Origin of the sequence: Dielma fastidiosa (genome assembly GCF_003475485.1) — a bacterium.
Lineage (GTDB): Bacteria > Bacillota_I > Bacilli_A > Erysipelotrichales > Erysipelotrichaceae > Dielma > Dielma fastidiosa.
The window spans coordinates 215,914-237,705 of record NZ_QRQL01000002.1 but is presented as its reverse complement, the minus strand read 5'-3'; the positions used below and the strand labels follow the sequence as shown (position 1 = coordinate 237,705).

At 37.9% G+C, this 21,792-nt stretch carries 35 protein-coding genes and 1 other RNA gene; 29 read left to right on the top strand and 7 right to left on the bottom strand.

Features of this window, described 5'->3' with window-relative positions:
* From DWZ33_RS05920 to ssrA, 12 genes are all read left to right on the top strand, one after another.
* Complete coding sequence (locus tag DWZ33_RS05920) at window positions 1–705, top strand: ABC transporter ATP-binding protein (protein WP_026880814.1); 705 nt, start codon at window positions 1–3, stop codon at window positions 703–705.
* Window positions 706–707: 2 nt separating this feature from the next.
* Entirely contained in the window at window positions 708–1,364 is a 657-nt protein-coding gene (locus DWZ33_RS05915) for a CBS and ACT domain-containing protein (protein ID WP_118454157.1), read from the top strand.
* A gap of 175 nt (window positions 1,365–1,539) precedes the next feature.
* Window positions 1,540–2,043 (top strand): CarD family transcriptional regulator, encoded by a 504-nt coding sequence (locus DWZ33_RS05910; protein ID WP_022937155.1) that lies wholly within the window; start codon window positions 1,540–1,542, stop codon window positions 2,041–2,043.
* A 5-nt stretch (window positions 2,044–2,048) separates the two neighbouring features.
* Complete coding sequence (locus DWZ33_RS05905) at window positions 2,049–2,510, top strand: hypothetical protein (protein WP_022937154.1); 462 nt, start codon at window positions 2,049–2,051, stop codon at window positions 2,508–2,510.
* Window positions 2,511–2,575: 65 nt separating this feature from the next.
* The gene (locus tag DWZ33_RS05900) at window positions 2,576–2,758 is read left to right on the top strand and encodes a LiaF transmembrane domain-containing protein (protein WP_022937153.1); all 183 of its coding nucleotides are present in this window, start codon (window positions 2,576–2,578) and stop codon (window positions 2,756–2,758) included.
* 65 nt (window positions 2,759–2,823) lie between these two features.
* Window positions 2,824–4,122 carry a phosphopyruvate hydratase gene (gene eno, locus DWZ33_RS05895; protein WP_022937152.1) on the top strand — a complete coding sequence of 433 codons (1,299 nt, stop codon included), beginning with the start codon at window positions 2,824–2,826 and terminating at the stop codon, window positions 4,120–4,122.
* Window positions 4,123–4,467: 345 nt separating this feature from the next.
* On the top strand, window positions 4,468–5,277 hold the full coding sequence (locus tag DWZ33_RS05890) for a class I SAM-dependent methyltransferase (protein ID WP_118454156.1): 810 nt from the start codon (window positions 4,468–4,470) through the stop codon (window positions 5,275–5,277).
* 190 nt (window positions 5,278–5,467) lie between these two features.
* Window positions 5,468–5,689, top strand: coding sequence for a preprotein translocase subunit SecG (secG, locus tag DWZ33_RS05885; RefSeq protein ID WP_022937150.1), 222 nt, complete (start codon window positions 5,468–5,470; stop codon window positions 5,687–5,689).
* Window positions 5,690–5,738: 49 nt separating this feature from the next.
* A complete protein-coding gene (rnr, locus tag DWZ33_RS05880; RefSeq protein ID WP_118454155.1) occupies window positions 5,739–7,961 on the top strand; it encodes a ribonuclease R in 2,223 nt (740 codons plus the stop codon).
* Window positions 7,958–9,121, top strand: a complete 1,164-nt coding sequence (locus DWZ33_RS05875) for a CapA family protein (protein WP_118454154.1) — start codon at window positions 7,958–7,960, stop codon at window positions 9,119–9,121. Before rnr ends, DWZ33_RS05875 begins: the two co-directional genes overlap by 4 nt.
* Window positions 9,122–9,135: 14 nt before the next feature.
* The gene (smpB, locus tag DWZ33_RS05870; RefSeq protein ID WP_022937147.1) at window positions 9,136–9,585 is read left to right on the top strand and encodes an SsrA-binding protein SmpB; all 450 of its coding nucleotides are present in this window, start codon (window positions 9,136–9,138) and stop codon (window positions 9,583–9,585) included.
* A gap of 45 nt (window positions 9,586–9,630) precedes the next feature.
* Window positions 9,631–10,010: a transfer-messenger RNA gene (gene ssrA, locus DWZ33_RS05865) on the top strand.
* Between the two features lie 101 nt (window positions 10,011–10,111).
* Here the strand turns inward: ssrA and DWZ33_RS05860 are convergent.
* The 3 genes from DWZ33_RS05860 to DWZ33_RS05850 form a co-directional block, all read right to left on the bottom strand.
* Window positions 10,112–11,329 (bottom strand): site-specific integrase, encoded by a 1,218-nt coding sequence (locus DWZ33_RS05860; protein ID WP_118454153.1) that lies wholly within the window; start codon window positions 11,327–11,329, stop codon window positions 10,112–10,114.
* Between the two features lie 156 nt (window positions 11,330–11,485).
* Window positions 11,486–11,941: an ImmA/IrrE family metallo-endopeptidase gene (locus DWZ33_RS05855; RefSeq protein ID WP_182425548.1), complete on the bottom strand. Its 456-nt coding sequence runs from the start codon at window positions 11,939–11,941 to the stop codon at window positions 11,486–11,488.
* A 64-nt stretch (window positions 11,942–12,005) separates the two neighbouring features.
* Complete coding sequence (locus DWZ33_RS05850; protein WP_118454151.1) at window positions 12,006–12,374, bottom strand: helix-turn-helix transcriptional regulator; 369 nt, start codon at window positions 12,372–12,374, stop codon at window positions 12,006–12,008.
* A gap of 140 nt (window positions 12,375–12,514) precedes the next feature.
* Between DWZ33_RS05850 and DWZ33_RS05845 the strand changes: the two genes are divergently transcribed.
* Window positions 12,515–12,727: a helix-turn-helix transcriptional regulator gene (locus DWZ33_RS05845; RefSeq protein WP_182425546.1), complete on the top strand. Its 213-nt coding sequence runs from the start codon at window positions 12,515–12,517 to the stop codon at window positions 12,725–12,727.
* Window positions 12,728–12,881: 154 nt separating this feature from the next.
* Here DWZ33_RS05845 and DWZ33_RS17945 read toward each other — a convergent pair whose 3' ends face one another.
* Together DWZ33_RS17945 and DWZ33_RS05840 are read right to left on the bottom strand one after the other, a co-directional pair.
* Window positions 12,882–13,058 (bottom strand): hypothetical protein, encoded by a 177-nt coding sequence (locus DWZ33_RS17945; protein WP_182425544.1) that lies wholly within the window; start codon window positions 13,056–13,058, stop codon window positions 12,882–12,884.
* Window positions 13,059–13,222: 164 nt separating this feature from the next.
* Window positions 13,223–13,564: a hypothetical protein gene (locus DWZ33_RS05840; RefSeq protein WP_118454149.1), complete on the bottom strand. Its 342-nt coding sequence runs from the start codon at window positions 13,562–13,564 to the stop codon at window positions 13,223–13,225.
* Window positions 13,565–13,612: 48 nt separating this feature from the next.
* On the opposite strand from DWZ33_RS05840, the gene DWZ33_RS05835 reads away from it, so the two are divergent.
* Window positions 13,613–14,032: a hypothetical protein gene (locus tag DWZ33_RS05835; protein WP_118454148.1), complete on the top strand. Its 420-nt coding sequence runs from the start codon at window positions 13,613–13,615 to the stop codon at window positions 14,030–14,032.
* Window positions 14,033–14,048: 16 nt separating this feature from the next.
* The gene (locus tag DWZ33_RS17940; protein WP_182425542.1) at window positions 14,049–14,204 is read left to right on the top strand and encodes a hypothetical protein; all 156 of its coding nucleotides are present in this window, start codon (window positions 14,049–14,051) and stop codon (window positions 14,202–14,204) included.
* On the opposite strand, the gene DWZ33_RS05830 is transcribed toward DWZ33_RS17940, so the two are convergent.
* Window positions 14,201–14,413 (bottom strand): DUF3892 domain-containing protein, encoded by a 213-nt coding sequence (locus DWZ33_RS05830; protein ID WP_220452406.1) that lies wholly within the window; start codon window positions 14,411–14,413, stop codon window positions 14,201–14,203. The genes DWZ33_RS17940 and DWZ33_RS05830 overlap by 4 nt on opposite strands.
* A gap of 87 nt (window positions 14,414–14,500) precedes the next feature.
* Here DWZ33_RS05830 and DWZ33_RS17890 point away from each other — a divergent pair, with 87 nt between their 5' ends.
* Window positions 14,501–14,746, top strand: a complete 246-nt coding sequence (locus tag DWZ33_RS17890) for a hypothetical protein (protein WP_147352871.1) — start codon at window positions 14,501–14,503, stop codon at window positions 14,744–14,746.
* Here DWZ33_RS17890 and DWZ33_RS05825 read toward each other — a convergent pair.
* Window positions 14,709–15,134 (bottom strand): hypothetical protein, encoded by a 426-nt coding sequence (locus DWZ33_RS05825; protein ID WP_118454147.1) that lies wholly within the window; start codon window positions 15,132–15,134, stop codon window positions 14,709–14,711. The two genes, DWZ33_RS17890 and DWZ33_RS05825, sit on opposite strands and share 38 nt — an antisense overlap.
* A gap of 97 nt (window positions 15,135–15,231) precedes the next feature.
* Here DWZ33_RS05825 and DWZ33_RS17935 point away from each other — a divergent pair, with 97 nt between their 5' ends.
* The 13 genes from DWZ33_RS17935 (at window position 15,232) to dcm (ending at window position 21,773) form a co-directional block, all read left to right on the top strand.
* Entirely contained in the window at window positions 15,232–15,387 is a 156-nt protein-coding gene (locus DWZ33_RS17935) for a hypothetical protein (protein ID WP_182425540.1), read from the top strand.
* A 32-nt stretch (window positions 15,388–15,419) separates the two neighbouring features.
* Window positions 15,420–15,719: a hypothetical protein gene (locus tag DWZ33_RS05820; protein WP_118454146.1), complete on the top strand. Its 300-nt coding sequence runs from the start codon at window positions 15,420–15,422 to the stop codon at window positions 15,717–15,719.
* A gap of 77 nt (window positions 15,720–15,796) precedes the next feature.
* Window positions 15,797–16,009 (top strand): hypothetical protein, encoded by a 213-nt coding sequence (locus tag DWZ33_RS05815; protein ID WP_118454145.1) that lies wholly within the window; start codon window positions 15,797–15,799, stop codon window positions 16,007–16,009.
* Between the two features lies 1 nt (window position 16,010).
* The gene (locus DWZ33_RS05810) at window positions 16,011–16,256 is read left to right on the top strand and encodes a hypothetical protein (RefSeq protein ID WP_118454144.1); all 246 of its coding nucleotides are present in this window, start codon (window positions 16,011–16,013) and stop codon (window positions 16,254–16,256) included.
* Between the two features lie 36 nt (window positions 16,257–16,292).
* On the top strand, window positions 16,293–16,670 hold the full coding sequence (locus DWZ33_RS05805; RefSeq protein WP_118454143.1) for a glucosaminidase domain-containing protein: 378 nt from the start codon (window positions 16,293–16,295) through the stop codon (window positions 16,668–16,670).
* Window positions 16,645–16,887 carry a hypothetical protein gene (locus DWZ33_RS05800; protein WP_118454142.1) on the top strand — a complete coding sequence of 81 codons (243 nt, stop codon included), beginning with the start codon at window positions 16,645–16,647 and terminating at the stop codon, window positions 16,885–16,887. Before DWZ33_RS05805 ends, DWZ33_RS05800 begins: the two co-directional genes overlap by 26 nt.
* Window positions 16,884–17,837, top strand: a complete 954-nt coding sequence (locus tag DWZ33_RS05795) for a Sak single strand annealing protein (RefSeq protein ID WP_118454141.1) — start codon at window positions 16,884–16,886, stop codon at window positions 17,835–17,837. The genes DWZ33_RS05800 and DWZ33_RS05795 overlap by 4 nt, the downstream gene beginning before the upstream one ends.
* Window positions 17,838–18,119: 282 nt before the next feature.
* Entirely contained in the window at window positions 18,120–18,629 is a 510-nt protein-coding gene (locus tag DWZ33_RS05785) for a hypothetical protein (RefSeq protein WP_118454139.1), read from the top strand.
* Between the two features lie 3 nt (window positions 18,630–18,632).
* A complete protein-coding gene (locus DWZ33_RS05780) occupies window positions 18,633–18,998 on the top strand; it encodes a hypothetical protein (protein ID WP_118454138.1) in 366 nt (121 codons plus the stop codon).
* The gene (locus tag DWZ33_RS05775; protein ID WP_118454137.1) at window positions 18,992–19,357 is read left to right on the top strand and encodes a RusA family crossover junction endodeoxyribonuclease; all 366 of its coding nucleotides are present in this window, start codon (window positions 18,992–18,994) and stop codon (window positions 19,355–19,357) included. The genes DWZ33_RS05780 and DWZ33_RS05775 overlap by 7 nt, the downstream gene beginning before the upstream one ends.
* 1 nt (window position 19,358) lies before the next feature.
* Window positions 19,359–20,096, top strand: coding sequence for a DnaD domain-containing protein (locus tag DWZ33_RS18250; RefSeq protein WP_244925856.1), 738 nt, complete (start codon window positions 19,359–19,361; stop codon window positions 20,094–20,096).
* Entirely contained in the window at window positions 20,083–20,280 is a 198-nt protein-coding gene (locus DWZ33_RS05765; protein WP_118454136.1) for a hypothetical protein, read from the top strand. The genes DWZ33_RS18250 and DWZ33_RS05765 overlap by 14 nt, the downstream gene beginning before the upstream one ends.
* Window positions 20,277–21,773 (top strand): DNA (cytosine-5-)-methyltransferase, encoded by a 1,497-nt coding sequence (gene dcm / locus DWZ33_RS05760; protein WP_118454135.1) that lies wholly within the window; start codon window positions 20,277–20,279, stop codon window positions 21,771–21,773. Before DWZ33_RS05765 ends, dcm begins: the two co-directional genes overlap by 4 nt.
* Window positions 21,774–21,792 lie beyond the last annotated feature (19 nt).

Genomic DNA, 21,792 nt, shown 5'->3' with positions numbered 1-21,792 from the left:
ATGCTTGAGATAAAGGGTTTAAATGTCCATTATGGTGTTATTCATGCTTTAAAGGATGTTGATATTGAAGTAAATGAAGGTGAGATCGTTTCGCTTATTGGTGCCAACGGCGCTGGTAAAACGACACTTTTACACGCAATCAGCGGATTGATTAAAAAAACGAGTGGGGAAGTTGTTTTCCTCGGCAAGAACATCACGAAGATGAATGCTAAGGATATTGTAAACGCGGGAATTACTCAGGTTCCTGAGGGACGCCGCATTTTTCCTGGCATGAGCGTCTATGAGAATTTAATCATGGGTGCCTATCTGCGTAAGGATAAAGAAGGAATAAAAGCGGATATAGAAGATGTCTATGAGCGCTTTCCAATCCTGAAGCAGCGCAGCAATCAAGATGCTTCAACCTTGTCCGGCGGTGAACAGCAGATGCTGGCAATGGGCCGTGCTTTAATGGCTAAGCCGAAGATTTTGCTGCTGGATGAGCCAAGCATGGGTCTGGCACCGATTCTGGTTAAGGAAATCTTCAATATTGTTGAGGATATTAATAAAAAAGGTACGACGGTCTTGCTGATCGAACAAAACGCGCGTATGGCATTATCCGTAGCACATCGGGCTTATGTTATGGAAACCGGCAAAATCGTGCTGAGCGGTACTGGCAAAGAGCTGTCAGAGAGTGAAGAAATTCAGAAAGCCTATCTGGGAGGTTAATTATGATAGTAAAAGATAGAATGACTAGAAATCCAATCGTAGTTGATGTGAATGCCACTATGTCAGAAGCTGCAGATACAATGACTGAAAAAAATCTTCATCGTCTGCCGGTAATTGAAAACGGCAAGTTAGCCGGTTTGGTTACCAAGAGTCTGATCTCTTCCAAGGGTGCCAACGGTGCTACGAGCTTGAGTATTTTTGAATTGAATTATCTGCTGAATAAAACACCGGTAAAGACGGTAATGATAAAATTAAAGGATTTGATTACGATTCGTGAGGATAATCTGCTTGAAGAAGCGGCTTTATTAATGCTGAAATATGATATCGGCTGTTTGCCGGTTGTAAGCGATGATGATAAAATTGTCGGCATTCTGACTCAGAATGATTTATTTAAAGCATTTTTGGATCTGCTTGGTTATAATGAAAAAGGCAGCCGTGTTGCGGTTGAGGTGGAAGATGGCATCGGTGTGATTGGAACTATCTCCAAAATATTTGTCAATAACAACGCGAACATCTCCCATCTCGGCGTTTACCGTGATCATGCGGATGATCCAAAGTGCGAAGTTGTACTGCGGACTAATCTGATGGAAACGGATGAATTAGCAAAGGATCTTGAAGCTAATAATTTCAAGGTTAAATCCATCATCAGAAATAAGTAAAAAGCGGTTAAATCCGCTTTTTTGCTTGATGGACATGCATTTTTCGCTGATTTGTGGTATACTAATAGAGAACTCAACGTGTAGTTTGCTTTGCGGAACGTAAGTCCAGTTAGAGCATGCTGCACGCTTTTTATTTAAAGCAGGTTGAGCAGCAGTAAAAGAAAGAGGTGAAGGTATGTATAGAGTAGATGATCTTGTATTATACAGCGCACAGGGAGTTTGTAAAATAACCGATATTACAACCAAAAAAATAAATGGTGAAGTGAATGAATACTATATTCTGAAACCGGTTTATAATGAAAATGCAGTAATTTCGGTTCCTGTTCATAATGAAAAAGCAATGGCTAAAATGCGTAAGGCTTTGTCATCTGATGAAATTTACAGATTGATTCGTACAATGCCGGATAAAGCATTGATCTGGATTGATAATGATAATCTGCGTAAAGAGAAGTACCGGAACATTTTAAAGGGCAGTGATCGGACTGAATTAATCAGCTTGATTAAAACCTTATATCTGCATCAGCAGGAGCAGCAGCAAAAGGGCAGAAAGCTGCATAATGCGGATGAACAAATCTTTGCGGAAGCGGAGAAAATTCTATATGAAGAATTTGCCTATGTTCTGCACATTGACCGCGATCAGGTACTGCCGTTTATTTTAAAACAGATTGAGGCAGCCTAACCGATATGACAGAAAAGCAATTCCAGAATCTGTTGGCAGCTGAGGCAGTCGTTCATCGCGAGGGCGGTATCTGGTTTAAGACAAATGAAGGCCGTTTTCAATGCGTCAGCGATGGTACACTTGCTGAGCTGAAGGCTTCGGATATCGTAAGAAAAATATGCTCAAAGGATAAAATAATCGAAATGATTGACCGTGTCGGTTTTATTACGGTAATTCAGGCACCGAATGAAAAGGTAAGAAAAGAATTTTATCAGCAGGCGATGGACAAGTATGATGAGCTGGAATGGATCAGAGTGATTAAAACAGCCTATCTGCATGGTCAGGATCAGCGTCTGCAGCCCTATGAGGAAGCATATGCAAAACAGGCAGCTAACTATTTTCACGGTGAAGCGGCTTATCTGCTGAATCTTCCGTTTTCATCCATAGAAGCTTATATCGGTGAAAAAGTTACCAGCGATGATTGGTAAACGATCCTTATATCGACAGCATTTTTAAATCATTGCCTCTATACTATGTATAAGGAGTGAAAATTATGCGCCGTCGCATCGGAATTATTTTAATCAGTACGGGCTTTATCCTGCTGCTGAAACCGAATTTTGACTTGGAACAAATCGTGTATACGCTTTCTTTTGCCTTTATTCAATATTGGCCTGCGATCCTTGTTATTTTCGGCTTTTATTTACTTAAGAATAAGCAAATTAAGAAGCATAAATAGCTTTATTTATAGATAAAACTGTGGTATACTTCTTGTGTAAAAATGATCAAGGAGGACTTATATTTATGTCAACTATTATTGATGTTTACGCTCGCGAAATTTTAGACTCACGTGGTAATCCTACTATCGAAGTAGAAGTAACTACTGAATCTGGTGCTTTTGGACGCGCAATGGTTCCGTCTGGTGCTTCAACTGGTGAACGTGAAGCTCTTGAATTACGTGATGGTGATAAATCACGCTTCTTAGGCAAAGGTGTATTAAAGGCTGTTGCCAACGTTAATGACATTATTGCTGAAGAAGTAATCGGTATGGATGTTACTGATCAAGTTGCTATTGACAACAAGATGATCGAATTGGATGGTACTAAAGATAAATCTAAATTAGGTGCTAATGCAATCTTAGGTGTATCACTGGCTTGCGCACATGCAGCTGCTGATTACTATGGTATGCCTTTATACAGATATTTAGGCGGATTCAACGGTAAGAAACTTCCTTTACCAATGATGAACGTATTAAACGGCGGCAGCCATGCTGATTCTTCAGTTGACTTCCAGGAATTCATGATTATGCCGGTTGGTGCTGGTTCAATCAAGGAAGCTGTAAGAATGGGTGCTGAAGTATTCCACAATCTGAAAAAAGTATTAAAAGCTAAAGGTCACATCACTGCTGTTGGTGATGAAGGCGGATATGCTCCTAACTTAGGAAGCAATGAAGAACCTCTGGAAGTAATCATGGAAGCTATCAATGCTGCTGGTTACAAACCTGGTGAAGATTTCATGATCGCAATGGACGTTGCTGCTTCTGAATTCTACAACACTGAAACTAAGATGTATGAATTAAAGAAATCAGGTCAAGGCAACAAGACTACTGATGAAATGATCGCTTGGTACAAAGACATTGTTGCTAAGTATCCAATTATTTCTATCGAAGACGGCTTAGGTGAAAGAGACTGGGACGGCTGGAGAAAACTGACTGCTGAATTAGGCGACAAAGTTCAATTAGTTGGTGATGACCTGTTCGTAACTAACCCTGCTATCTTAAAAGAAGGTATTGAAACAAATACTGCTAACTCTATCCTGATCAAAGTTAACCAAATCGGTACATTGACAGAAACTTTCGATGCCATGCAAATGGCTAAAGAAGCTGGTTATACTGCAGTTGTTTCTCACCGTTCAGGTGAAACTGAAGATACTACGATTTCTCATATCGCAGTTGCATTCAATGCAGGTCAAATTAAGACTGGTTCAATGTCAAGAACAGACCGTATTGCTAAATACAATGAGTTAATCAGAATTGAAGACGAATTAGGTGCTTCAGCTGAATTCCCATCTGGCAAAACAGCATTCTATAACATTGCTAAATAGTTGATTTAATCATAAATGAATCCACGTTCTCATAAAACGTGGATTTTTTATATTGTAGGAAATTGCATTCTTAGGCATAAAGCAGCCGTATTTATTAAAAAAATAGTTCTAAAAATGGTGATAAATGAATCTGCTGTATGCATGTCAAAGCAATTGAACTCGTAAAATTTTTGCGTATTGCCGCCATTTTTCAACGAGATTATATGCTCTGCCTGCATATATTATCGCAAGCTGATGTTTTTTAATTTCAGAATTGTCATAAAGGAGATGGATGGGTGCGTTTGCATTGTTTTAATGCTATACTGAAGATAATAATAAGCGGTTAGCCGAAGGGATTGAAAAGTGATGAAAAAACTGACAAAGGAAAGTGAAACGTTGTTTATTCCATTATATAGTAAGGCGGAAGTACATCAATATGGTGATATTTTAAAAGATGAAAAGGCGGCTGAAATTGTCAGCAGTGTTGACTATGATTTTGACCATGCGTTTAAGTCCAGATTTCTTACAATATACATGGGTATCAGAGCAGCGATTTTAGATGAGTATGTCAGAACCTTTATCCAAACTCATGAGCATGCGATCATCATTACGCTTGGTTGCGGCTTAGATGCCCGCTGTCTGCGTGTGAGTGGTGATTATGAGCAATGGTATGATTTGGATCTTACAGATGTGATTGCTGTGCGTAAGAATTATTATCAGGAGGATGAGCGTTATCATATGATTGCATCATCGGTGCTGTCTTTCGAGTGGCTGAATCAGATTCAAATCAGTGATCAAAGCTTTGTGCTGATTGTGGCTGAAGGATTAACGATGTATCTGAGTGAAGAAGAAAATAAAGCCCTGATTTTAGCTTTAAAGCAAAAGTTTAAGAGAGCTGACTATGTATTTGATGCTTACTCGAAGTCAGCGTTATGGTGGTCTAAATATAAGAATCCAGTGAATGCAATGGGGGCTGTGATCCGCTGGGGGATGGATGATCCAAACGTGTTTGAGAGCTTGACTGCCGGTATAGGCTGTACAGCCATCCGCTCCTTTACAGAAAAGCAATGGTCAGATAAACTATCCGGCTTAACAAAATGGGCATTTCGCTTATTTTATGCCAATAGCTGGGCTGATAAACTTTATCGTATTTATTATTTTCAGCTTCGTTCATAAAAATTTAGGTATTATGCGTTTTAATGGATATATAATAAGTAGATAATAAGGCTTTTCCTTGCTGTTTCAGCCTGATTGTTAAAAATTGCTTGTAAATATAGAGAAGTTTTGATATAATCTACCGGTATGTGTTGCAATTTTTAATTAATATTGGTATACTTAAAAAGTACGTAGGAAAGGAGGGCTTATTATGTTAGACATTTTATTAATGATTGTATCGGTCGTATTAATAATTCTCTCTTTAATGCAAAGTGGTAAGAACGATGGTTTGTCTGGAGCATTTACAGGCGCTGAGGGGTTGAACCTCTTCTCAAATGTAAAAGAAAGAGGACCGGAAAAAGTGATTTCCAACATGACAATGGTTGCTGGAATTCTGTTCTTCATTATTGTAATAGTAATGAGTATTAAATAAAGACCGACCATGGTCTTTTTTATTTTTATCAAGGAAAGAAGGTGAGCTTATGGATATTAAGCAATTATGTCTGGATATGATGTCCAGCAGTAAGTATCGGAATAAAGGGATAAGTGTTGACAAGTATCAGGAATTATTAAATATACAGGGAGCCAATCAATTTAAAGAATTAATGAAGGCTCTGAATGAATTGGAGGATGAGTGCGTATTTGTTCGAGATGCGCGTGACCGTTATTTTCTGGCAGAGGAGCTTGGCTATGTCAAGGGTGTATTAAAGGTCAATCCAAAAGGGTTTGGCTTTATTGACACGGATGAGGGCAGCTGGTATGTTAATCGGGAAAGCATGAATCTTGCTTTAAATAATGATGTTGTTTTTGCTCAGACAAAGTCTTTTCCTGATGGCAGCAGCGAAGCTGTGGTAGTGCGTATTCTTGAAAGGAATACAAAAAATGTCATCGGTACGATTAAAGTTCGTGATGGCCGAAAGTATTTTCTGCCGGACAGTAATTTTAATGATCATACGTTTACGATCACGAATATGGAGGATTTTAAGGTTGTTAATGATTCCAAGGTATTGGTTGTTATTACGAAATATGGCAAAACTTTAAAAGCCAAAATTGAACGGGTCATCGGCTACAAGTATGATCCGGGCGTGGATATCTTGTCGGTACTGCTGGAGCATAACATTGAACCGGAATTCCCGCAGGCGGTGCTGGATGAATTAAAGAATATACCGGAAAGTGTTCAGGAAAAGGATAAGGCTGGCCGTGTAGATTGTACTGATGAGCTGATTATTACGATTGACGGCGAGGATGCCAGAGATCTTGATGATGCGGTAAGTGTGAGTAAAATAGAAAACGGTTATCGTTTGAGTGTACATATTGCCGATGTCAGCTATTATGTAAGAGAAGGCAGTGAAATCAATGCGGAAGCCTATCAGCGCGGAACTTCGGTTTATGTCGCGGATCGGGTGGTGCCGATGCTGCCGCATTATTTATCAAATGGTATTTGTTCCTTAAATCCTAAGGTTGAACGCTGTGCGATGACATGTGATATGAATATTGATACTAGCGGTACAATAATCTCATATAAAATTTATCCTTCGATTATTAAGACTACGGAGCGTATGACTTATACCGCAGTCAATAAAATTATCGATGGTGATGAAGAAACTTGCGCTCAATATCCGCACCTGCTTGAAATGGTAAAAGATATGCTGGCTTTAAGTCAGATTATCCGTACCCGCCGTGAAGGTCTGGGAGCTATTGATTTTGATACCCGTGAGGGAAAGGTGATCCTTGATGAACAGGGAAAACCGATTGACGTAGTATTGCGTGAGAGGGGTATCGCTGAGCGAATTATTGAAGATTTCATGATTCAGGCCAATGAGTGTGTAGCCGCTCATGTGAAATGGATGGAAATACCGTCTGTTTATAGAATTCATGAACAGCCGGAACCTAAGAAAATGCGTGATTTTGTGAAAATTGCTAATATCATGGGTTATAAGTTTAAAGGCAATGTAATGAATCTGCGGCCTAAGCAGTGTCAGCAGATGCTGGAGGATGCTAAGAATACTCCTGAATATCCTGTATTGTCTGTATATCTTTTGCGCTGTATGGCTAAGGCCCGCTATGATGCTAAACCAATCGGACATTTTGGTTTGGCATTGAATGACTATACGCACTTTACTTCACCAATCCGCCGTTATCCGGATTTGATCGTTCATCGTATGCTGAGAAAGTATTACATTAACGGTTTAACGGATGCCGGTATTATGGAGAAGGATGAAAAATGGGTGGAAAAAGCGGCGATTCAGTGCAGTGACACGGAAGTGAATGCGGTCATGGCAGAACGTGATGTTGATGATATGAAGAAAGCTGAGTACATGGAAAAGCATATCGGTGAAGAATATCCAGGCATCATCAGCAGTGTGACTAAGTTTGGTATCTTTGTGGAATTAGCAAATACTATTGAGGGCTTGGTTCATGTCTCCAACCTTGAAGATCATTATGATTATGATGAGGATAGCCGTTCATTGATCGGCCGCGGCAGCGGTACGGTTTTGAAAATGGGGATGCCGGTCATGGTGAAGGTTCTTGATGCTTCCCGTTTTAAAAAGCAGGTTGATTTTCAGCTGGTAAATGAAAAGGGTATAAAGAGCAAAAAGGATAAGGATAAAAAGAGCAAGGATAAAAAAGATAAGAAGCTGAAAAAGCCGGAGCATAAGCCTAAGAAGAGTAAGAAGGAATTTGAAAAGAGGAAGCGGAAATGAAGAAGCTTATTGTAATTCTTTCAGCGTTCTTGATGCTGAGTGGCTGCAGCAAGGCTGAGGAACCCATAGATGTTCCTGAAATAAAGGAACCTGAGGCAGAGACGCCAATAGTAGAACCAAAGCCTGATCGTGTTGTTGATTTTATAGCGGTAGGGGACAATCTGATTCATGGCGCTATTTATTATGATTCTGAGGTTCGGCATCAGGGCTATGAATTTGATGAACTGTATGAGGAAATCAAGTCCTATGTACAGGCGGCTGATGTTGCTTATATCAATCAGGAAACGATATTGGGCGGCACTGAGCTGGGATTAAGTCATTATCCGATGTTTAACTCACCGCAGGAGATTGGTACGGCGCTGGTTAATACCGGCTTTGACTGGATTGCCTCCAGCAGTAATCATTCACTGGATAAATTCGAGGAAGGTATCATCAGTTCTGAAAATTTTTGGGAACAGTATCCTGAAATTGTAACAACGGGTTTGAATCGGACTGAAGAGGAGCGTTATCAGGATAAATTCATCGAAAGAAATGGTGTAAAATTTGGTGTTTTAGGTTATACTTATGGTACCAATGGCATACCCTTGCCTGAGGGTAAAGACTATTTAGTGAATATTTACAGTGAAGAGCGGCTTCGTGAGGATGTTGAGGCTCTGCAAGGCAAATGTGACGCGATTCTTGTTTCAATGCATTGGGGAATCGAATATTCTACGATACCCAGTGAGGAGCAAAGATATTTCGCACAGCTGCTTGCTGATCTAGGGGTTGCTGTGGTGATTGGTGAGCATCCGCATGTCATTCAGCCAATGGAGTGGGTTGAAGGTAAGAATGGCAATCAGACGCTGGTGATTTATTCACTGGGAAATTTTATGTCGGCTCAGGATGGTGATTTAAATATGCTGGGCGGTATGGCATCCTGGTCAATCAGAAAAAATGGTGAGACAGGTGCAATCAGCATTGAAAATGTGAAATTCTATCCGACAGTCACGCATTTTGAACCGGTTTTTACCAAGTTTAAGTCTTATTTATTAAAAGATTATACAGATGAACTGGCTTCCCAGCATGGTTTAAATGGCTATGCAGGACAGACGATAACCCGTCAGCTGTTCATAGATGCTGTGAATGAGATCATGAATGATCAGTTCGAAATTATTTATTAAAAGGAGTTGAGAGTATGGGGAAATTAATTGCAGAGAATCGTAAGGCACGTCATGATTATTTCATTGAGGATCGCTATGAGGCCGGCATTGTGCTGCAGGGAACGGAAATTAAATCGGTAAGACTGGGCCATGTCCAGCTGAAGGATTCATATATCAGTTTTTCCGGCAATGAAGCATTTGTTAAGGAAATGCATATTTCCCCTTACGAATATGGCAATCGTTTCAATCATGATGAAACAAGGGTGCGTAAGTTATTGCTTCATAAAACGGAAATTCGTAAGCTTCAGGATAAGGTTAAACTGAAGGGGTATACGATCGTGCCATTGTCCGTATACTTGAGTAAAGGGCGCTTGAAAGTGGAAATTGCCCTTGCGAAAGGTAAGGATCTGCATGATAAGCGCAACAGTGAGAAAGAACGAGATGCCAAGCGTGAAATTGAGAAAGCATTAAGAAGTCATTATTAAGTTGAAAATACCCTTGCCTATGTTATAATATGTAGGCAACAACATGGGGCTGTCATGGTTTCGACAGGGATATGTTTGGTGCAGACTGCAGTCGTGTCGCTACGTAAAGGCTTAAAAAATAACTGGAAAAAATTTCTTAGCAAACTTATTCGGTGGAAACCGTCAAGTTGCTTTTGCTGCTTAATTAACCTAACAACTGGTTTGCAGCCGTCCAATCAGGTTTTGCCTTTAGGCTTGGTTTGGGTGTAAGAGATAAAGGATAGGGGTGTACCTTTGTTTGAGAAGTGCATCATGAAAATTCCATCAAACGCCTCAGGAAGAGTTTGTTCATCGCTACTTGCTGAGTAACTAGTATGAAATAAACTGTAGACGTCTGTACGAGGAACTATTTTTGGACGCGGGTTCGACTCCCGCCAGCTCCACCAAAATACCAATAAACGCCTGTTACTGGGCGTTTTTCTTATGCCAATATGATTTATGCCTTATTTATGCCTTAAAAATAAAATAATCGTATAAAAATAGAAAGCTAATTGTTGCTTTTTTTTTGATTGCTCAAAGCATTTAGATAAGATACACAAACATCTCGTTGCTCAGGGAACATGTGCGTATATGTATCCAAAGTTTCAGTGACACTAGAGTGCCCTAACCGCTCGGATATTAGTTTAATATTTAGATTACCATTAATCAAAAGAGAGGCATGAGAGTGCCTGAACCCATGTATAGTGATGTGTTTTAGACCAGCGGCAGCCATAGCCTTGTCAGCTTTTCTTCGCATGGTTGTCTCTGTGATGGGAGTCATACTTCCAAAAATAAACCAGTCATCAGTAAATCCTTCTTTGCGTTGTTCATATTCTTTGCGCTTGTTAAGAATGTCAATTAGCTTATTCGGTAAATCAATAATTCTGCTTGATGATAAAGTTTTTGTAGATTTAATTAAATACGATCCTTTTTTAGTTTTGCGTGTTAACGATTTATTGATATTGATGCTTTTTTCATCATAATCTTTCCATGTTATAGCTATTGCCTCGCCGCAACGGCAGCCAGTATAATACAAAAAATTGAAGAAATCTTTCCATTCGTCATCGACAAATTTGATGAATCTATTAAATTCTTCTAATGTATAGAAGTTTTCAAAATCATTTATTTTCTCTGCTCGTTTCATTTTAAAGTTTCCTTGTAACTTGGCCGGATTATTAACTAACCCATAATACTTGATACCATATTCAAGTATTGAAGTCAAAAGGGTATGAAGTTCTAATAAATAAGTTTTAGAATACTTCTTTTTTTGCTCTGGAATGTTTTTCTTCTTATCTTCTTTTTGGATGATATATCCGCTATTAAGCATTGACATCTGCCACTGTCTGACGGTTAATGGGGTTATTTTTTCGATTTCCATGTCTTTAAAGTAATCACGGATATGTTTGTCGGTTTTACTTAATTTTGTAATTGCTGTTGATTCTTCAGTATTGTTTTCCAAATCAGTTTTAAACATCTTGTAAAGATCGCTGAATTTAACACCATGAAAATGTACTTGGTTCTCACATTCCAATAAGAACTTATCTTCAGCTGCCTTTGCTTTAGGTCTGCTTGGATAATACTTGCTGCATTTCTGTTTCCTTTCACCCGTTGCTGTGGTGTAATAGCACTTAAAGCGGTACTTCTTGACTTCTTTTTCTTTGTAGGTGATATTTCCCGCAGTATCTTTTTTTTTAGTTCTCACAATCACATTGCATTCCTGTATCATAATAACCCTCCTTGTCTAAATTGAAAATGTGTAGTACAATTTGGGTACAATAAAAACCACGTGTCTCAAACGTTATTTATTGTACCTGTCACTCACTGGTTGCCGCCGGTGGGTGATTTTTTATATGTGTCTCGTCTTATGACGTAAATACCATTCCTAACATTCTAATATTCTCCAGCAATCACCAAATAACTCAGTTTGCTTGTATTGATAAATAGCCTCATGAAAGTCGAGTGCAATTTTTTGTGGAACACCCTGACTAATCAAATACATGGAATAGTAGTCAGCAGATAAATCAGCGTGTACTAAACAGAGACACGCAAACATATTAGCCTCATACTCTAAGCGTCGATTGTTGAATAGTTTATTAATGCCTTGATCACTATGCAGTACATAGTGCCCAATCTCGTGGTAAATTAGATATTCTTCTTTAGTTCCTAATGTTTCATTAAGATAGAGCATGGTATGTTCAGGCAAACAGATTAATTTAGCTGGTTCATTTTGTAACATATCGTTGTCGTAAACCAAGTCAATACCAAGCCGATCAGCTAAGCAATAAGCATCAAAGCAATCGAGTTCTAATACTGTGTTAATAATATCTTTGAATTTCATAAAATTCCCTCCCATTTTATGGAAAAAGAATATCATATAATATAACACTATCTATGTAAGAAGTTTATTTCTTATATTTTTGTGCTGCATATTTCATATAGTCTACGGTTTGGTTAGCAAATTCAATGATTTCTTCATCGCTCATTTTATTTATATCATAACCACCATAGTTCATCATGATGGGGTTTTTAAAAATGAATAGTAGAGCTTTATCCGGATCGTCAAAGCTACCTTGTTCTTCGTCAATAATATCAGATTTTTTACATCCGAAGATATGAGCCATTTTTTCAACCATTCCCATTTTAGGCTCACTTCTGCCGTTCTCCCACGATGAAACAGTTTTTCCGCTGATACCTAATCTATCACCAAGTTCATCTTGAGTTAATTTATGATTTTCTCTTAATTTTTTTATATTATCACTTAATGTAGTCATGTTAATTACCTCTTCTATGAATATAATATAAGAAACTTAGAAAAAAATCAATATAAATCGTGATAAATTCTAAAAAACTAAGAAGATAATATTGACATTCTAAGAAACTTAGAGTATATTTTTATTAGGAGGTGATGGAAATGGAAGATTTGCTTGAAAGCATTACACTTGAAAAAGCTAGATTATTAAATGGGATGACGATGGAACAAGTGGCAAATGATTTGAATATTCATCCTCAAACATATGCCAAAATTGAAAAAGAGCCAGATAAGGCATCCATTCGCCAAGCAAAGATGCTTTCAAAATTATTTGGCATTTCGGTTAATATTCTTTTTTTTGGACACCGACTCTAAGAAACTTAGAGTGAAAAGTGGAAAGGAGGAAATGAAGTGAATAAAAGGAAAAAGAAAAAGGCTTTATCCAAATCTGCCAATTTGAAAAAGCCTATAAAAATTGAACTATTGCTTGATGGTAAAAAAATACAGGTGACCACATGCAACAGGTGTTCTATTTAAAATCTTCATTTACTGATTTTAAAGCGATCTCATAAGCGTTTTTATAAGTAGTATAAAAATCTACCGAGATGCTAGCATCACCGTTTTTTATGGCTTCATCTATTTTAAGTTTAAAAGCTAATTTGGCTGTGACTAAAGCAATGTCATGTGCACGTTCTTCATTAGTCATCGTTTCACCCCCCTTTCACTTACATTATAAGTGCTAGGGCGTTAAAGTCAATGAGCTATTCAAATCTGAAGATTAGAAAGGAGGAAGTGAATTGAAAGATAAAGACTATTATGTCCTGTCATGTATTCTAAGCACATTAGCACTTGGCATATCAATTTGGGTTCTTATTTGTAAATAGCAACTAGGATTGAAACTATGAGAGCGATAGTAGAAACTACGATTGGATACCACTTTAAAAATTGAGTGGTTCTATTTGAAATCAAGTAGTCTTCACATTTTGAAGTTATTGAGTAACTATGCCCAAGTTCAATTAACTTGCCATTTGAACTAGGTGTGTACCCTGTTGGTTGTGAGTTAACAAAATTCTCTTTAATCAATAATTCAATTTCGTTAAATGCTTCATCTTCAGTTATGTTCAATTCATTCGCTAAAAGTTTTACAGTTAATTCGACGTTATTTTCTTTTAAGCGATTCAGTAAAGTAATGATTCTAGTCTTATTTAGCATATGATTAGCCTCCTTATCTTTAATTATATCACAGGGAGATAGTAGCCAATGTTTAAAAAATTGTTTTGTGAACATGAATACGGAAAGGTACTAGGCGAACTAATTGGAGGAAATGCACCCTTTATTAAGCGTGATTATGTTACCACGCTGGTTTGCAAGAAATGCGGGAAAAAGGTGTACTTATCATCAAATGAAATAGAAGTCGCAATAGCTAAATTCAAAAGAAAGCTTAAAAAGCGGATAGCAGACGATGATGACCCTAAATTGAATATCCCAGTTGTAAGAGGGTGTTTCACTCAAACCATTTTTGTAAAAGGCCTGATAGCTCAGCAGCTTATTACTTACCTTGATGACATGTACAAAATTGACTTTGCCGATTTATTTAAGGCTGAACAGCAATTTAGCACTACTTATTTTACTAATGCTTTAGGTGTTGAAGTCAATGAGCTATTCAAATCTGAGGATTAGAAAGGAGGTGACTCAAATGGAAATTACAGAGATTACTGTTTTTAGAAAATTTGATAAAAAACTTGTTGTAAAAGTATTTAAGGATAGGGAGGATATTAAACAAATAGTCTCAGACGAATACGAAGTAATTGTTGAAACAAAAGACCCGCAATATTGCGAGCCTAATGTTTAATGGTCAAGGTTATTATTCTTGTTTCCATCAGGATTGCTTCTAATGAATTTAGTACCATCAGAATTTTTTACACCATGATAGCCTGGAACTTCGCCTCTTACTGCTTTGTTATAAGCTTGATTATTGGTGTATTGCGTACCATTTATTGAAACACGGTTATTCAATCCTGTAGGAGTTTCTGAAATAACCTTAACTTTTGCTTTTGGCAATGTCTCACCCCCTTTCACTTACATTATAAGACTTTGGGTGTGAATGTAAATTAAGTTATTCAAATATGAGTAGAGAGGAGGCGATGTATGATTATCGAATTTATGTATTTTATAGCATTGGCACTTTCGGTACTTTTAATTCTTGCCAATTTGATAATGATGCGCAAAAGAAAAGAAGCCATGAGAAATTTTGGCAGAAAATGCTCTAATGTGAAGAATTGCGGAATTTTAAAGCGACCGCCGTATGCTAAGTTTGACGCTTTCGGTTGTCCGTATTACAAAACATGTGACAAGTTTAGTGATGCTTATTGTAGAACTCATGAAGATAAATAAATTTGTCATTGTTGATGATATGTGCATATGACTTGTCATTAAACAAATTCAAAATATCTTCTCGGTAAATCGTTAAAAAGCGTTTTTTATGAACCGCATTAATGGAAAATTTATAGCAGGCATCGTTATATGCTTCTAAAACGCCAATCAAAGCTGACTGGAAAGCGTCTTGAATTGATGTTCCTAGTGGAGAATCATCATCTTCAAAAACACTCATACTTTTGTTTGATTCAGATAAATGATTTAGGGCGTTAGAAATCGTATTTAATAACTCTGTTTCAGTTGATGTTTTCTTAAACACTTGGTCTTTGTGAAAATTAAACAAAGAAAAAGCAAGAGCAGCAAGTGAAAGTATGATTGTAATGAAGTTAAAAGTTGCGTTATCCATAAATAAATCTCCTTTAAATGATTATATCATGATGGAATGGAAATTTAGCAAACAAGTCAACGAATTATTTAAATCTGAATAGAAAGGAGGTTATGGTATGAATGATATTTTACTATCAAAAAACTCAAATAGAAAAAGAAGATTTGACAAGGATAATGAAAAGTTTTGGGGAATTTTATGCTTTTCAATGTTATTTCTACTTTTTGGAGTTTTAATTGCAATTATTTTGATATTTGCTTTTTGCTTTAATTAACTATTCAAAATGATTAGAAAGGAGGTGACATAATGTCAAAATTAACAAAGCCATCTAGCGCAACTGAAAAACTGAGAGAATTGCAGCGGCTAGAATTAGGCACTAAGTCTATCGCTATCTTAAAGGATTGTGGCATGAGAAAAGCTGGGCAATTAAAAAAGCAGGTACAGCAGAAAATCATTGAATCAGGCAAGATACTGCCAAGCGAGTTAAGAGTGCCAACTGCATCAGCTATCAAATATTTAATGATTGATGAGGCACGAATCAGGAAACTTGCCGCGATTGAAGCGGCAGAGCAAGAAAAAAGAGATACCTGCGCCAACCAAAGCTAGTATCTCAAGGTTGATAACTCTGATAAATTATCAACTAAATTATAACATTTATGCCTAAAAAGGCAAGTGGAGGGAATATGAAATATTATGCAGTAGTCAGCTGCTATTACGGTGATGGCAAAGTATCGGCAAATATGGTAGATACAGTTGAAGCAGATAAAAAACCTAAAAACAGTTGCACAGGATCGCAATACTGTGACAGTTACGTTAATTGGTTTGACAGTGTGGAAGAAGCTGAAGAGTTCGTCAAACAAACCTTAGCGTATGATGAAAGCAGTAAAGGTGAATGAAATGTATAAGTACGTCAAGCCAAACAATAAGGCACTGATTTTAATTGTGGTTCTAGTGCTATGTAATGTACTGTTGCTTATTTGTAACCAAAGCCAGCGCAGAGAAATAGTTGGTTACCAAGAAACAAATTATCAGCTTGAACTGACTGCACAGAGAGCAATCAGTGACTTAGCGGATAGTAATGAGCATATTCGAGCTTATGAAATCAGAATTTCACAACTAGAAGTAGAACTGAAAGAAAAATGAATTGCATCGGGTGTCAATCGCAGAATTGATGTGAATATGACACCGTTTGATAAAATCAGTAGTTATCTCACTCCTCTCAATAGTACAAGATTTTACGAGATGGCTACTGATTATGGTATAGATGCATCATTCGCTCTTGCTACCTTTGCGTGGGAAACCGGCTATGGTAGCAGCGAGTTATGGAATAGTTGCAACAACCCAGCAGGGATAACTTGTGGGGAAGAATACTGCTCATATGACAGCCAAGAACAAGGCTTACACGCTATGTTTAATTTGATGAGTTATTACATCAGAGAATTAAACAGATGTACTGTGGCAAGTGTGCGTGAGCTGTGGAGCGAGACAGAAGATGCTCAACAAATCGTTGAGATTATGGAGGAAATACAAAATGGACTTAACAAGTCTAGTGAGTGATTTTTTTGACACTCAAAGAGAGATGTCGAAAGCAGCATTAAAGGCTGAAAAGGAAGTTGAAGATTATCGCGACAGTCTCATCGATACCGACACTTATCCAACTTGTGATTGGTGCGGTGAAGCTATCACTGATGATTGGTATGAAATAGATACAGGTAAAACGATTGATATTGTTTGTCCTGATTGCATCGAAATGTGCAGAAAGGAAAGAAAATGAGCGATAAAACATTAAAGGATATCAGTGCTGAAGCTAATACACTGACTGATTACAGTAACGTTTTCGCAGTTTTAAATGCTATCAATGTTAATGACAAAAAAGAAGAAAAGAACGGTTTATCTTATTTATCATGGGCATGGGCTTGGGGTGAAGTTAAAAAAATTTATCCTAATGCAACATATACGATTTATGAGAATGCTGCAGGGTGGTGTTATCACACAGACAACCTGACTTGCTGGGTTAAAACAGGGGTTACTATAAATGGCTTAGAACATATCGAATATTTACCAGTTATGGACTTTAAAAACAAATCAATACCAGCAGATAAAGTAACGTCGTTTGATGTTAACAAGGCAATACAGAGATCATTGACTAAAGCGCTGGCAAGACATGGTTTAGGGCTTTATATCTATGCCGGTGAGGATTTACCTGAGATTGATAAAAGCAAAGAACTAGAAAAACGTCAAAATGAACAGATGATAAAGTGGAGTGAATATAGGTCCAAGTTATCTGATTTAAAAGTTGACTTTAGAGGTGATGAGCAGACTGTCAATTACATACTCAAAACAGCAAAAGTAAAAAGTCAAGACTTAGATAAGCTTTCAGTTGATGAGGCTGATAGACTTCTTACTACTTATTTAGGCATTATTCAAAACAAAGAAAAAAAGTCAGCAAGCAAAGTATCGGAAGTCACAACTAATCATGATGAACGTGATAGACAAGATAATATCAAGGCGTGTATGGGGTACCGTGAAGAACTTAAAAAAATTGGTGTCGATTATCAGGATTCAAGTGTTGTCGTTTGGTGTAAAAAGAACTCAAGAACAGGTATCACAACTATGGATCTACAAAAGCTTACAAGCGAGCAAATTGTAGATTTGTGTAACATGTACGCAATACTATACAACAATAAAAAGGCTGCGATTGATCATGAAAAGCAAGCGAAGTAAAGCCTGCGACATAAGTCAGGCAGTAAAGGAGCGAGTATGGGAGCGAGACGGCCACAGATGTATCTTCTGTGGCTCGTCATCGGCCATGCCCAATGCTCATTACATACCACGGTCAAAAGGCGGACTAGGAATTGAGCAGAACATCGTGACGGCTTGCATTTACTGTCATCAGTTAATGGATCAAGGCACATTTAGCCGACGCCACGAAAAACAGGTACAAGCTAAAGAGTACCTTGATAATAAGTATCCTGGATTTGATCATAATAAGAGGTTTTATAAGAAATGAAATTTATCGGAACTTATAAACGAAAAGTAACCGATGAAGATGGTAATCTTGAAATAACTTTTGCATTATCAGGATACGATTATAAGCAACAGTGCAATGAACTTGAAAAGGATACGAAATACAAGCTTGAAATAGGAAAGTTTAAAGAGAAAAGGTCATTAAATCAGAATGCCTACTTCTGGAAGCTTGTTGATGAGATTGATATTAAAATTAATGGTCACCGCAAGGATAAAGACAATCTGTATATCCAATTACTAGAAATGGCAGACATTAAATCGACTTATCTTCAAGTTCTTGAAGAAGCGTTAGAAATAGTCACAAACAACTTCCGCACCTACAAAATCATTGAGCATCGCACAGTTAATGGCAAGGATACAGTGATGATTAAAGTATGGGATGGGCAGTCAAAGTTTAATACAGCAGAAATGGCAGCCTTAATTGATGTGACGCTTGATTATGCGGAACAAGTAGGTGTGCCGACTGCATTTTATAGGGAGGTGCTTTAAATTATGGAATGGTATGACAGCATCTATGATATAGGATTGCCAATTGATTTAAGGCAATGGAAAAAGAAGTCAGAAATTGTTAAAGAGCTTCGTGAAAAGGGAGTAAAGGTATCTGATGACGCCAGAGAATTTAGGGTCCATGTTGAGAAATTTAATGAAGGTTTTTATAACCATCAGCAGACCACTTACATAGCCCATAGCAACGCAAAAGGATATATCGTTACCCAAGATAAAGAGCTTATTAAAAAGTCGTTAGAGGACTACGGAAAGCGTTCATTCAATCAGCTTAGGAAACGTGCAAAGGGTATGAAAGCAATTGAGGAGAACTATAACTTGCGGGCTGATCTCGAAAGGGAAAGCTTATGGTAATGTTTACGATACCGGGGCGGTTAGCTGGATTGAATGAGTATACCGAGAGCAACCGCTCCAATCCCAGAAAGGGAAACAGAGTAAAACACCGTGAGCAGCTGATAGTCAATATGGCCATCAGAAACGCATGTTTAACGCCGATTGATAAGCCAGTAATAGTGTGTATCAGATGGTATGAAAAAGACAACAGGCGAGACATTGACAACGTCACAGCTGCTAAGAAATTTATCATGGATAGTTTGGTAGAAATGAAAGTGTTGAAAGACGATAGCAGACGATACGTTAAGCAGATTTATGACTGCGTTAAAACCGATACCAAAAACCCAAGAATTGAAGTTGAATTGATCGAGGTACAGTGATATGGGATATATAAAATTGGACCATGAATTGAGACATTGGCAATATTACACCGATAGAAACATGTTGCTTGTTTGGATTGATTTGCTGCTTAGGGCTCGTTATACCGATGGATATTACAACGGTATTTTAATCAAAAGAGGTCAATGTTTGGTTGGAAGGTCAGCGACAGGTCGCGAGCTGGTCATGACAGAGTCAGAGTATAGAGGGTGCTTAAAGCGGTTAAAATTAAGCCAGCAAATAACCACCGAAAAAACCAACAAAGGAACGCTTGTAACCATAATAAATTGGGATAAATATCAAGGAGGTGCTGAATTAATTAACCAACAAATTAACCAAGAATTAAGCCAGCGATTAACCAACGACTCACCAAGCGTTAACCAACCATTAACCAAGCAAGAACCAATGGTTAACCACAAAGAAGAATATAAAGAATTAAAAGAATATAAGAATTCTTTATCTTTAAAAGAAAATAAACAAATAAATAATCAAGAGCTGCCGCCAGATCTTTTTGAACTCTTTGAGAATGAATTTAAAAGACCGCTAACACAAATAGAGCTGCAAAGGCTAAGCGACTGGTCTAGGGAGTATGACCAGCAGTTGATTGTTTACTCGTTGAGAGAGGCATCAATCAACAATGCGTACAGCTTCAATTACATCGACAAGATTTTGTGTGAATGGCAGCGCAAGGGCATGACGGCAGAAAAATATGAGGAGCGTGAAATATATGCTGATGAGTAAAGAAACAGCCACACATATAATCATTAAGCATTTTGGCAGCTTTACTGATGAGATAGTAACTACAAGGCAAAACAAGCGCACTGGCGATGTTGTTGAGATAATAGAACCGCTTGCTAGATACTCAGCTCATCCGACAGGATATCGGCACCAATTAGAGCTACAAGGGTATGAGGTTGTGAAATGAACCAGCTTGATATATTCGGTCAATTATACCAGCCATACAAATTTACTAAAAAAGTGCGATTGATTGAATTGTTCGCTGGTGTTGGAAGTCAAGCGATGGCACTTAGGGATTTAGGTGTACCATTTGAGCATCATCGTGTCATTGAGTTTGATAAATACGCAATCAAAAGCTATAACGCCATTCACGGCACTGATTTTCCAACTTCTGACATTAGGGACATACACGCTAGTGATTTAGATATGACATGCCGAGATTATCAATACATAATGACTTATTCTTTTCCATGTCAGGACTTAAGCAAGGCTGGCAAGCAAAAAGGTATGAGCAAAGGCAGTGGCACACGATCTGGCTTGTTGTGGGAGGTAGAACGGATTATTGGAGAATGCTGGAGATATGGACGCCTGCCTGATGTGTTGCTGATGGAGAATGTGCCTGAGGTTATCGGAACTAAAAACATAAAAGACTTCTTACAATGGCAAGCGGTGCTAGAAGCTTGCGGATATCAAAATTATGTAAAGATTATTAATGCAAAGGATCAAGGCATACCGCAAAAACGTAAGCGCTGCTTTATGGTTTCAATCTTGGGTGATTACAGTTATTCATTCCCCGAGAGTGTACCACTTAAATTAAGATTAAGGGATATGTTGGAATTAGAAGTCGATGAGAAATATTATCTAAAGTCTGAGGTGGTTGAACGATTCATATCAAATGGTAATACAAACCCATCAGGGCGCGGAATGAATGGCAAAGTAAATTTAAAAGATGTGGCTGATACTATCACTACAAATAAAGGTGAAGGTCCTAAAATAATGCTTCCTAACGATATTGCTAAGACAGTGCGAACATCTGAAAGAGGATCGTTTGATAAGCATTCTTGGGATATCATTCAAGTAGGAAATTGCATGCCTTCAGCAACTAGAGATAATCCAAGTCAAGGAAGAGTATATGATCAAGATGGAATCAGCCCAACACTTGGGTGCATGCAAGGTGGTAATCGTCAGCCAATGGTGTTAATAGGGGGGGCATTAATTATCCCTGAAGCAACTAAAAGAGGTTATGCTGAAGCCCATGAAGGTGACAGTATCAATCTTGAGCAGCCTAACAGCAAAACAAGAAGAGGCAGAGCAGGTAAAGGGGTAGCACAAACATTGACTACATCGTGTAATCAAGCAGTAGTTGAACCAGCAAATATAATAAATCCGTTAAAAGGAAAATCAGAATATGGCTGGCACTTTGAACAACAAGTTTATGATAAAAACGGAATTACAAGAGCGCTAAAGGCTGGCGGTGGAAGTGGAAATATTCCAAAGGTTGTTGAGCTAACGGCAAGAGTACGCAAACTAACACCGCTTGAATGCTGGCGACTGATGGGATTTAGTGATGATGACTTCTATAAGGCTGCTAAGGTCAATAGTAATAGTCAACTATATAAGCAAGCCGGCAACAGCATTGTCAAGCAAGTTTTAATGGCTATATTTAAGCAGATGATTTGAGATTACGAAAGGAGAACGT

What these genes read in the sequence shown, in the direction of transcription:
- DWZ33_RS05780 (WP_118454138.1), top strand. Translation starts at nt 18,633, where the DNA reads ATGGAATGGTATGACAGCATCTATGATATAGGATTGCCAATTGATTTA.
- DWZ33_RS18250 (WP_244925856.1), top strand. Translation starts at nt 19,359, where the DNA reads ATGGGATATATAAAATTGGACCATGAATTGAGACATTGGCAATATTAC.
- eno (WP_022937152.1), top strand. Translation starts at nt 2,824, where the DNA reads ATGTCAACTATTATTGATGTTTACGCTCGCGAAATTTTAGACTCACGT.
- DWZ33_RS05765 (WP_118454136.1), top strand. Translation starts at nt 20,083, where the DNA reads ATGCTGATGAGTAAAGAAACAGCCACACATATAATCATTAAGCATTTT.
- rnr (WP_118454155.1), top strand. Translation starts at nt 5,739, where the DNA reads ATGGATATTAAGCAATTATGTCTGGATATGATGTCCAGCAGTAAGTAT.
- DWZ33_RS05915 (WP_118454157.1), top strand. Translation starts at nt 708, where the DNA reads ATGATAGTAAAAGATAGAATGACTAGAAATCCAATCGTAGTTGATGTG.
- DWZ33_RS05795 (WP_118454141.1), top strand. Translation starts at nt 16,884, where the DNA reads ATGAGCGATAAAACATTAAAGGATATCAGTGCTGAAGCTAATACACTG.
- DWZ33_RS05855 (WP_182425548.1), bottom strand. Translation starts at nt 11,941, where the DNA reads ATGAAATTCAAAGATATTATTAACACAGTATTAGAACTCGATTGCTTT.
- DWZ33_RS05775 (WP_118454137.1), top strand. Translation starts at nt 18,992, where the DNA reads ATGGTAATGTTTACGATACCGGGGCGGTTAGCTGGATTGAATGAGTAT.
- DWZ33_RS05875 (WP_118454154.1), top strand. Translation starts at nt 7,958, where the DNA reads ATGAAGAAGCTTATTGTAATTCTTTCAGCGTTCTTGATGCTGAGTGGC.
- DWZ33_RS05840 (WP_118454149.1), bottom strand. Translation starts at nt 13,564, where the DNA reads ATGCTAAATAAGACTAGAATCATTACTTTACTGAATCGCTTAAAAGAA.
- DWZ33_RS05920 (WP_026880814.1), top strand. Translation starts at nt 1, where the DNA reads ATGCTTGAGATAAAGGGTTTAAATGTCCATTATGGTGTTATTCATGCT.
- secG (WP_022937150.1), top strand. Translation starts at nt 5,468, where the DNA reads ATGTTAGACATTTTATTAATGATTGTATCGGTCGTATTAATAATTCTC.
- DWZ33_RS05845 (WP_182425546.1), top strand. Translation starts at nt 12,515, where the DNA reads ATGGAAGATTTGCTTGAAAGCATTACACTTGAAAAAGCTAGATTATTA.
- DWZ33_RS17940 (WP_182425542.1), top strand. Translation starts at nt 14,049, where the DNA reads ATGGAAATTACAGAGATTACTGTTTTTAGAAAATTTGATAAAAAACTT.
- DWZ33_RS05905 (WP_022937154.1), top strand. Translation starts at nt 2,049, where the DNA reads ATGACAGAAAAGCAATTCCAGAATCTGTTGGCAGCTGAGGCAGTCGTT.
- DWZ33_RS05785 (WP_118454139.1), top strand. Translation starts at nt 18,120, where the DNA reads ATGAAATTTATCGGAACTTATAAACGAAAAGTAACCGATGAAGATGGT.
- DWZ33_RS05805 (WP_118454143.1), top strand. Translation starts at nt 16,293, where the DNA reads ATGACACCGTTTGATAAAATCAGTAGTTATCTCACTCCTCTCAATAGT.
- DWZ33_RS17935 (WP_182425540.1), top strand. Translation starts at nt 15,232, where the DNA reads ATGAATGATATTTTACTATCAAAAAACTCAAATAGAAAAAGAAGATTT.
- DWZ33_RS05810 (WP_118454144.1), top strand. Translation starts at nt 16,011, where the DNA reads ATGTATAAGTACGTCAAGCCAAACAATAAGGCACTGATTTTAATTGTG.
- DWZ33_RS05860 (WP_118454153.1), bottom strand. Translation starts at nt 11,329, where the DNA reads ATGATACAGGAATGCAATGTGATTGTGAGAACTAAAAAAAAAGATACT.
- DWZ33_RS05800 (WP_118454142.1), top strand. Translation starts at nt 16,645, where the DNA reads ATGGACTTAACAAGTCTAGTGAGTGATTTTTTTGACACTCAAAGAGAG.
- DWZ33_RS17945 (WP_182425544.1), bottom strand. Translation starts at nt 13,058, where the DNA reads ATGACTAATGAAGAACGTGCACATGACATTGCTTTAGTCACAGCCAAA.
- DWZ33_RS05910 (WP_022937155.1), top strand. Translation starts at nt 1,540, where the DNA reads ATGTATAGAGTAGATGATCTTGTATTATACAGCGCACAGGGAGTTTGT.
- smpB (WP_022937147.1), top strand. Translation starts at nt 9,136, where the DNA reads ATGGGGAAATTAATTGCAGAGAATCGTAAGGCACGTCATGATTATTTC.
- DWZ33_RS05825 (WP_118454147.1), bottom strand. Translation starts at nt 15,134, where the DNA reads ATGGATAACGCAACTTTTAACTTCATTACAATCATACTTTCACTTGCT.
- DWZ33_RS05900 (WP_022937153.1), top strand. Translation starts at nt 2,576, where the DNA reads ATGCGCCGTCGCATCGGAATTATTTTAATCAGTACGGGCTTTATCCTG.
- DWZ33_RS05850 (WP_118454151.1), bottom strand. Translation starts at nt 12,374, where the DNA reads ATGACTACATTAAGTGATAATATAAAAAAATTAAGAGAAAATCATAAA.
- DWZ33_RS05835 (WP_118454148.1), top strand. Translation starts at nt 13,613, where the DNA reads ATGTTTAAAAAATTGTTTTGTGAACATGAATACGGAAAGGTACTAGGC.
- DWZ33_RS17890 (WP_147352871.1), top strand. Translation starts at nt 14,501, where the DNA reads ATGATTATCGAATTTATGTATTTTATAGCATTGGCACTTTCGGTACTT.
- DWZ33_RS05820 (WP_118454146.1), top strand. Translation starts at nt 15,420, where the DNA reads ATGTCAAAATTAACAAAGCCATCTAGCGCAACTGAAAAACTGAGAGAA.
- DWZ33_RS05890 (WP_118454156.1), top strand. Translation starts at nt 4,468, where the DNA reads ATGAAAAAACTGACAAAGGAAAGTGAAACGTTGTTTATTCCATTATAT.
- dcm (WP_118454135.1), top strand. Translation starts at nt 20,277, where the DNA reads ATGAACCAGCTTGATATATTCGGTCAATTATACCAGCCATACAAATTT.
- DWZ33_RS05815 (WP_118454145.1), top strand. Translation starts at nt 15,797, where the DNA reads ATGAAATATTATGCAGTAGTCAGCTGCTATTACGGTGATGGCAAAGTA.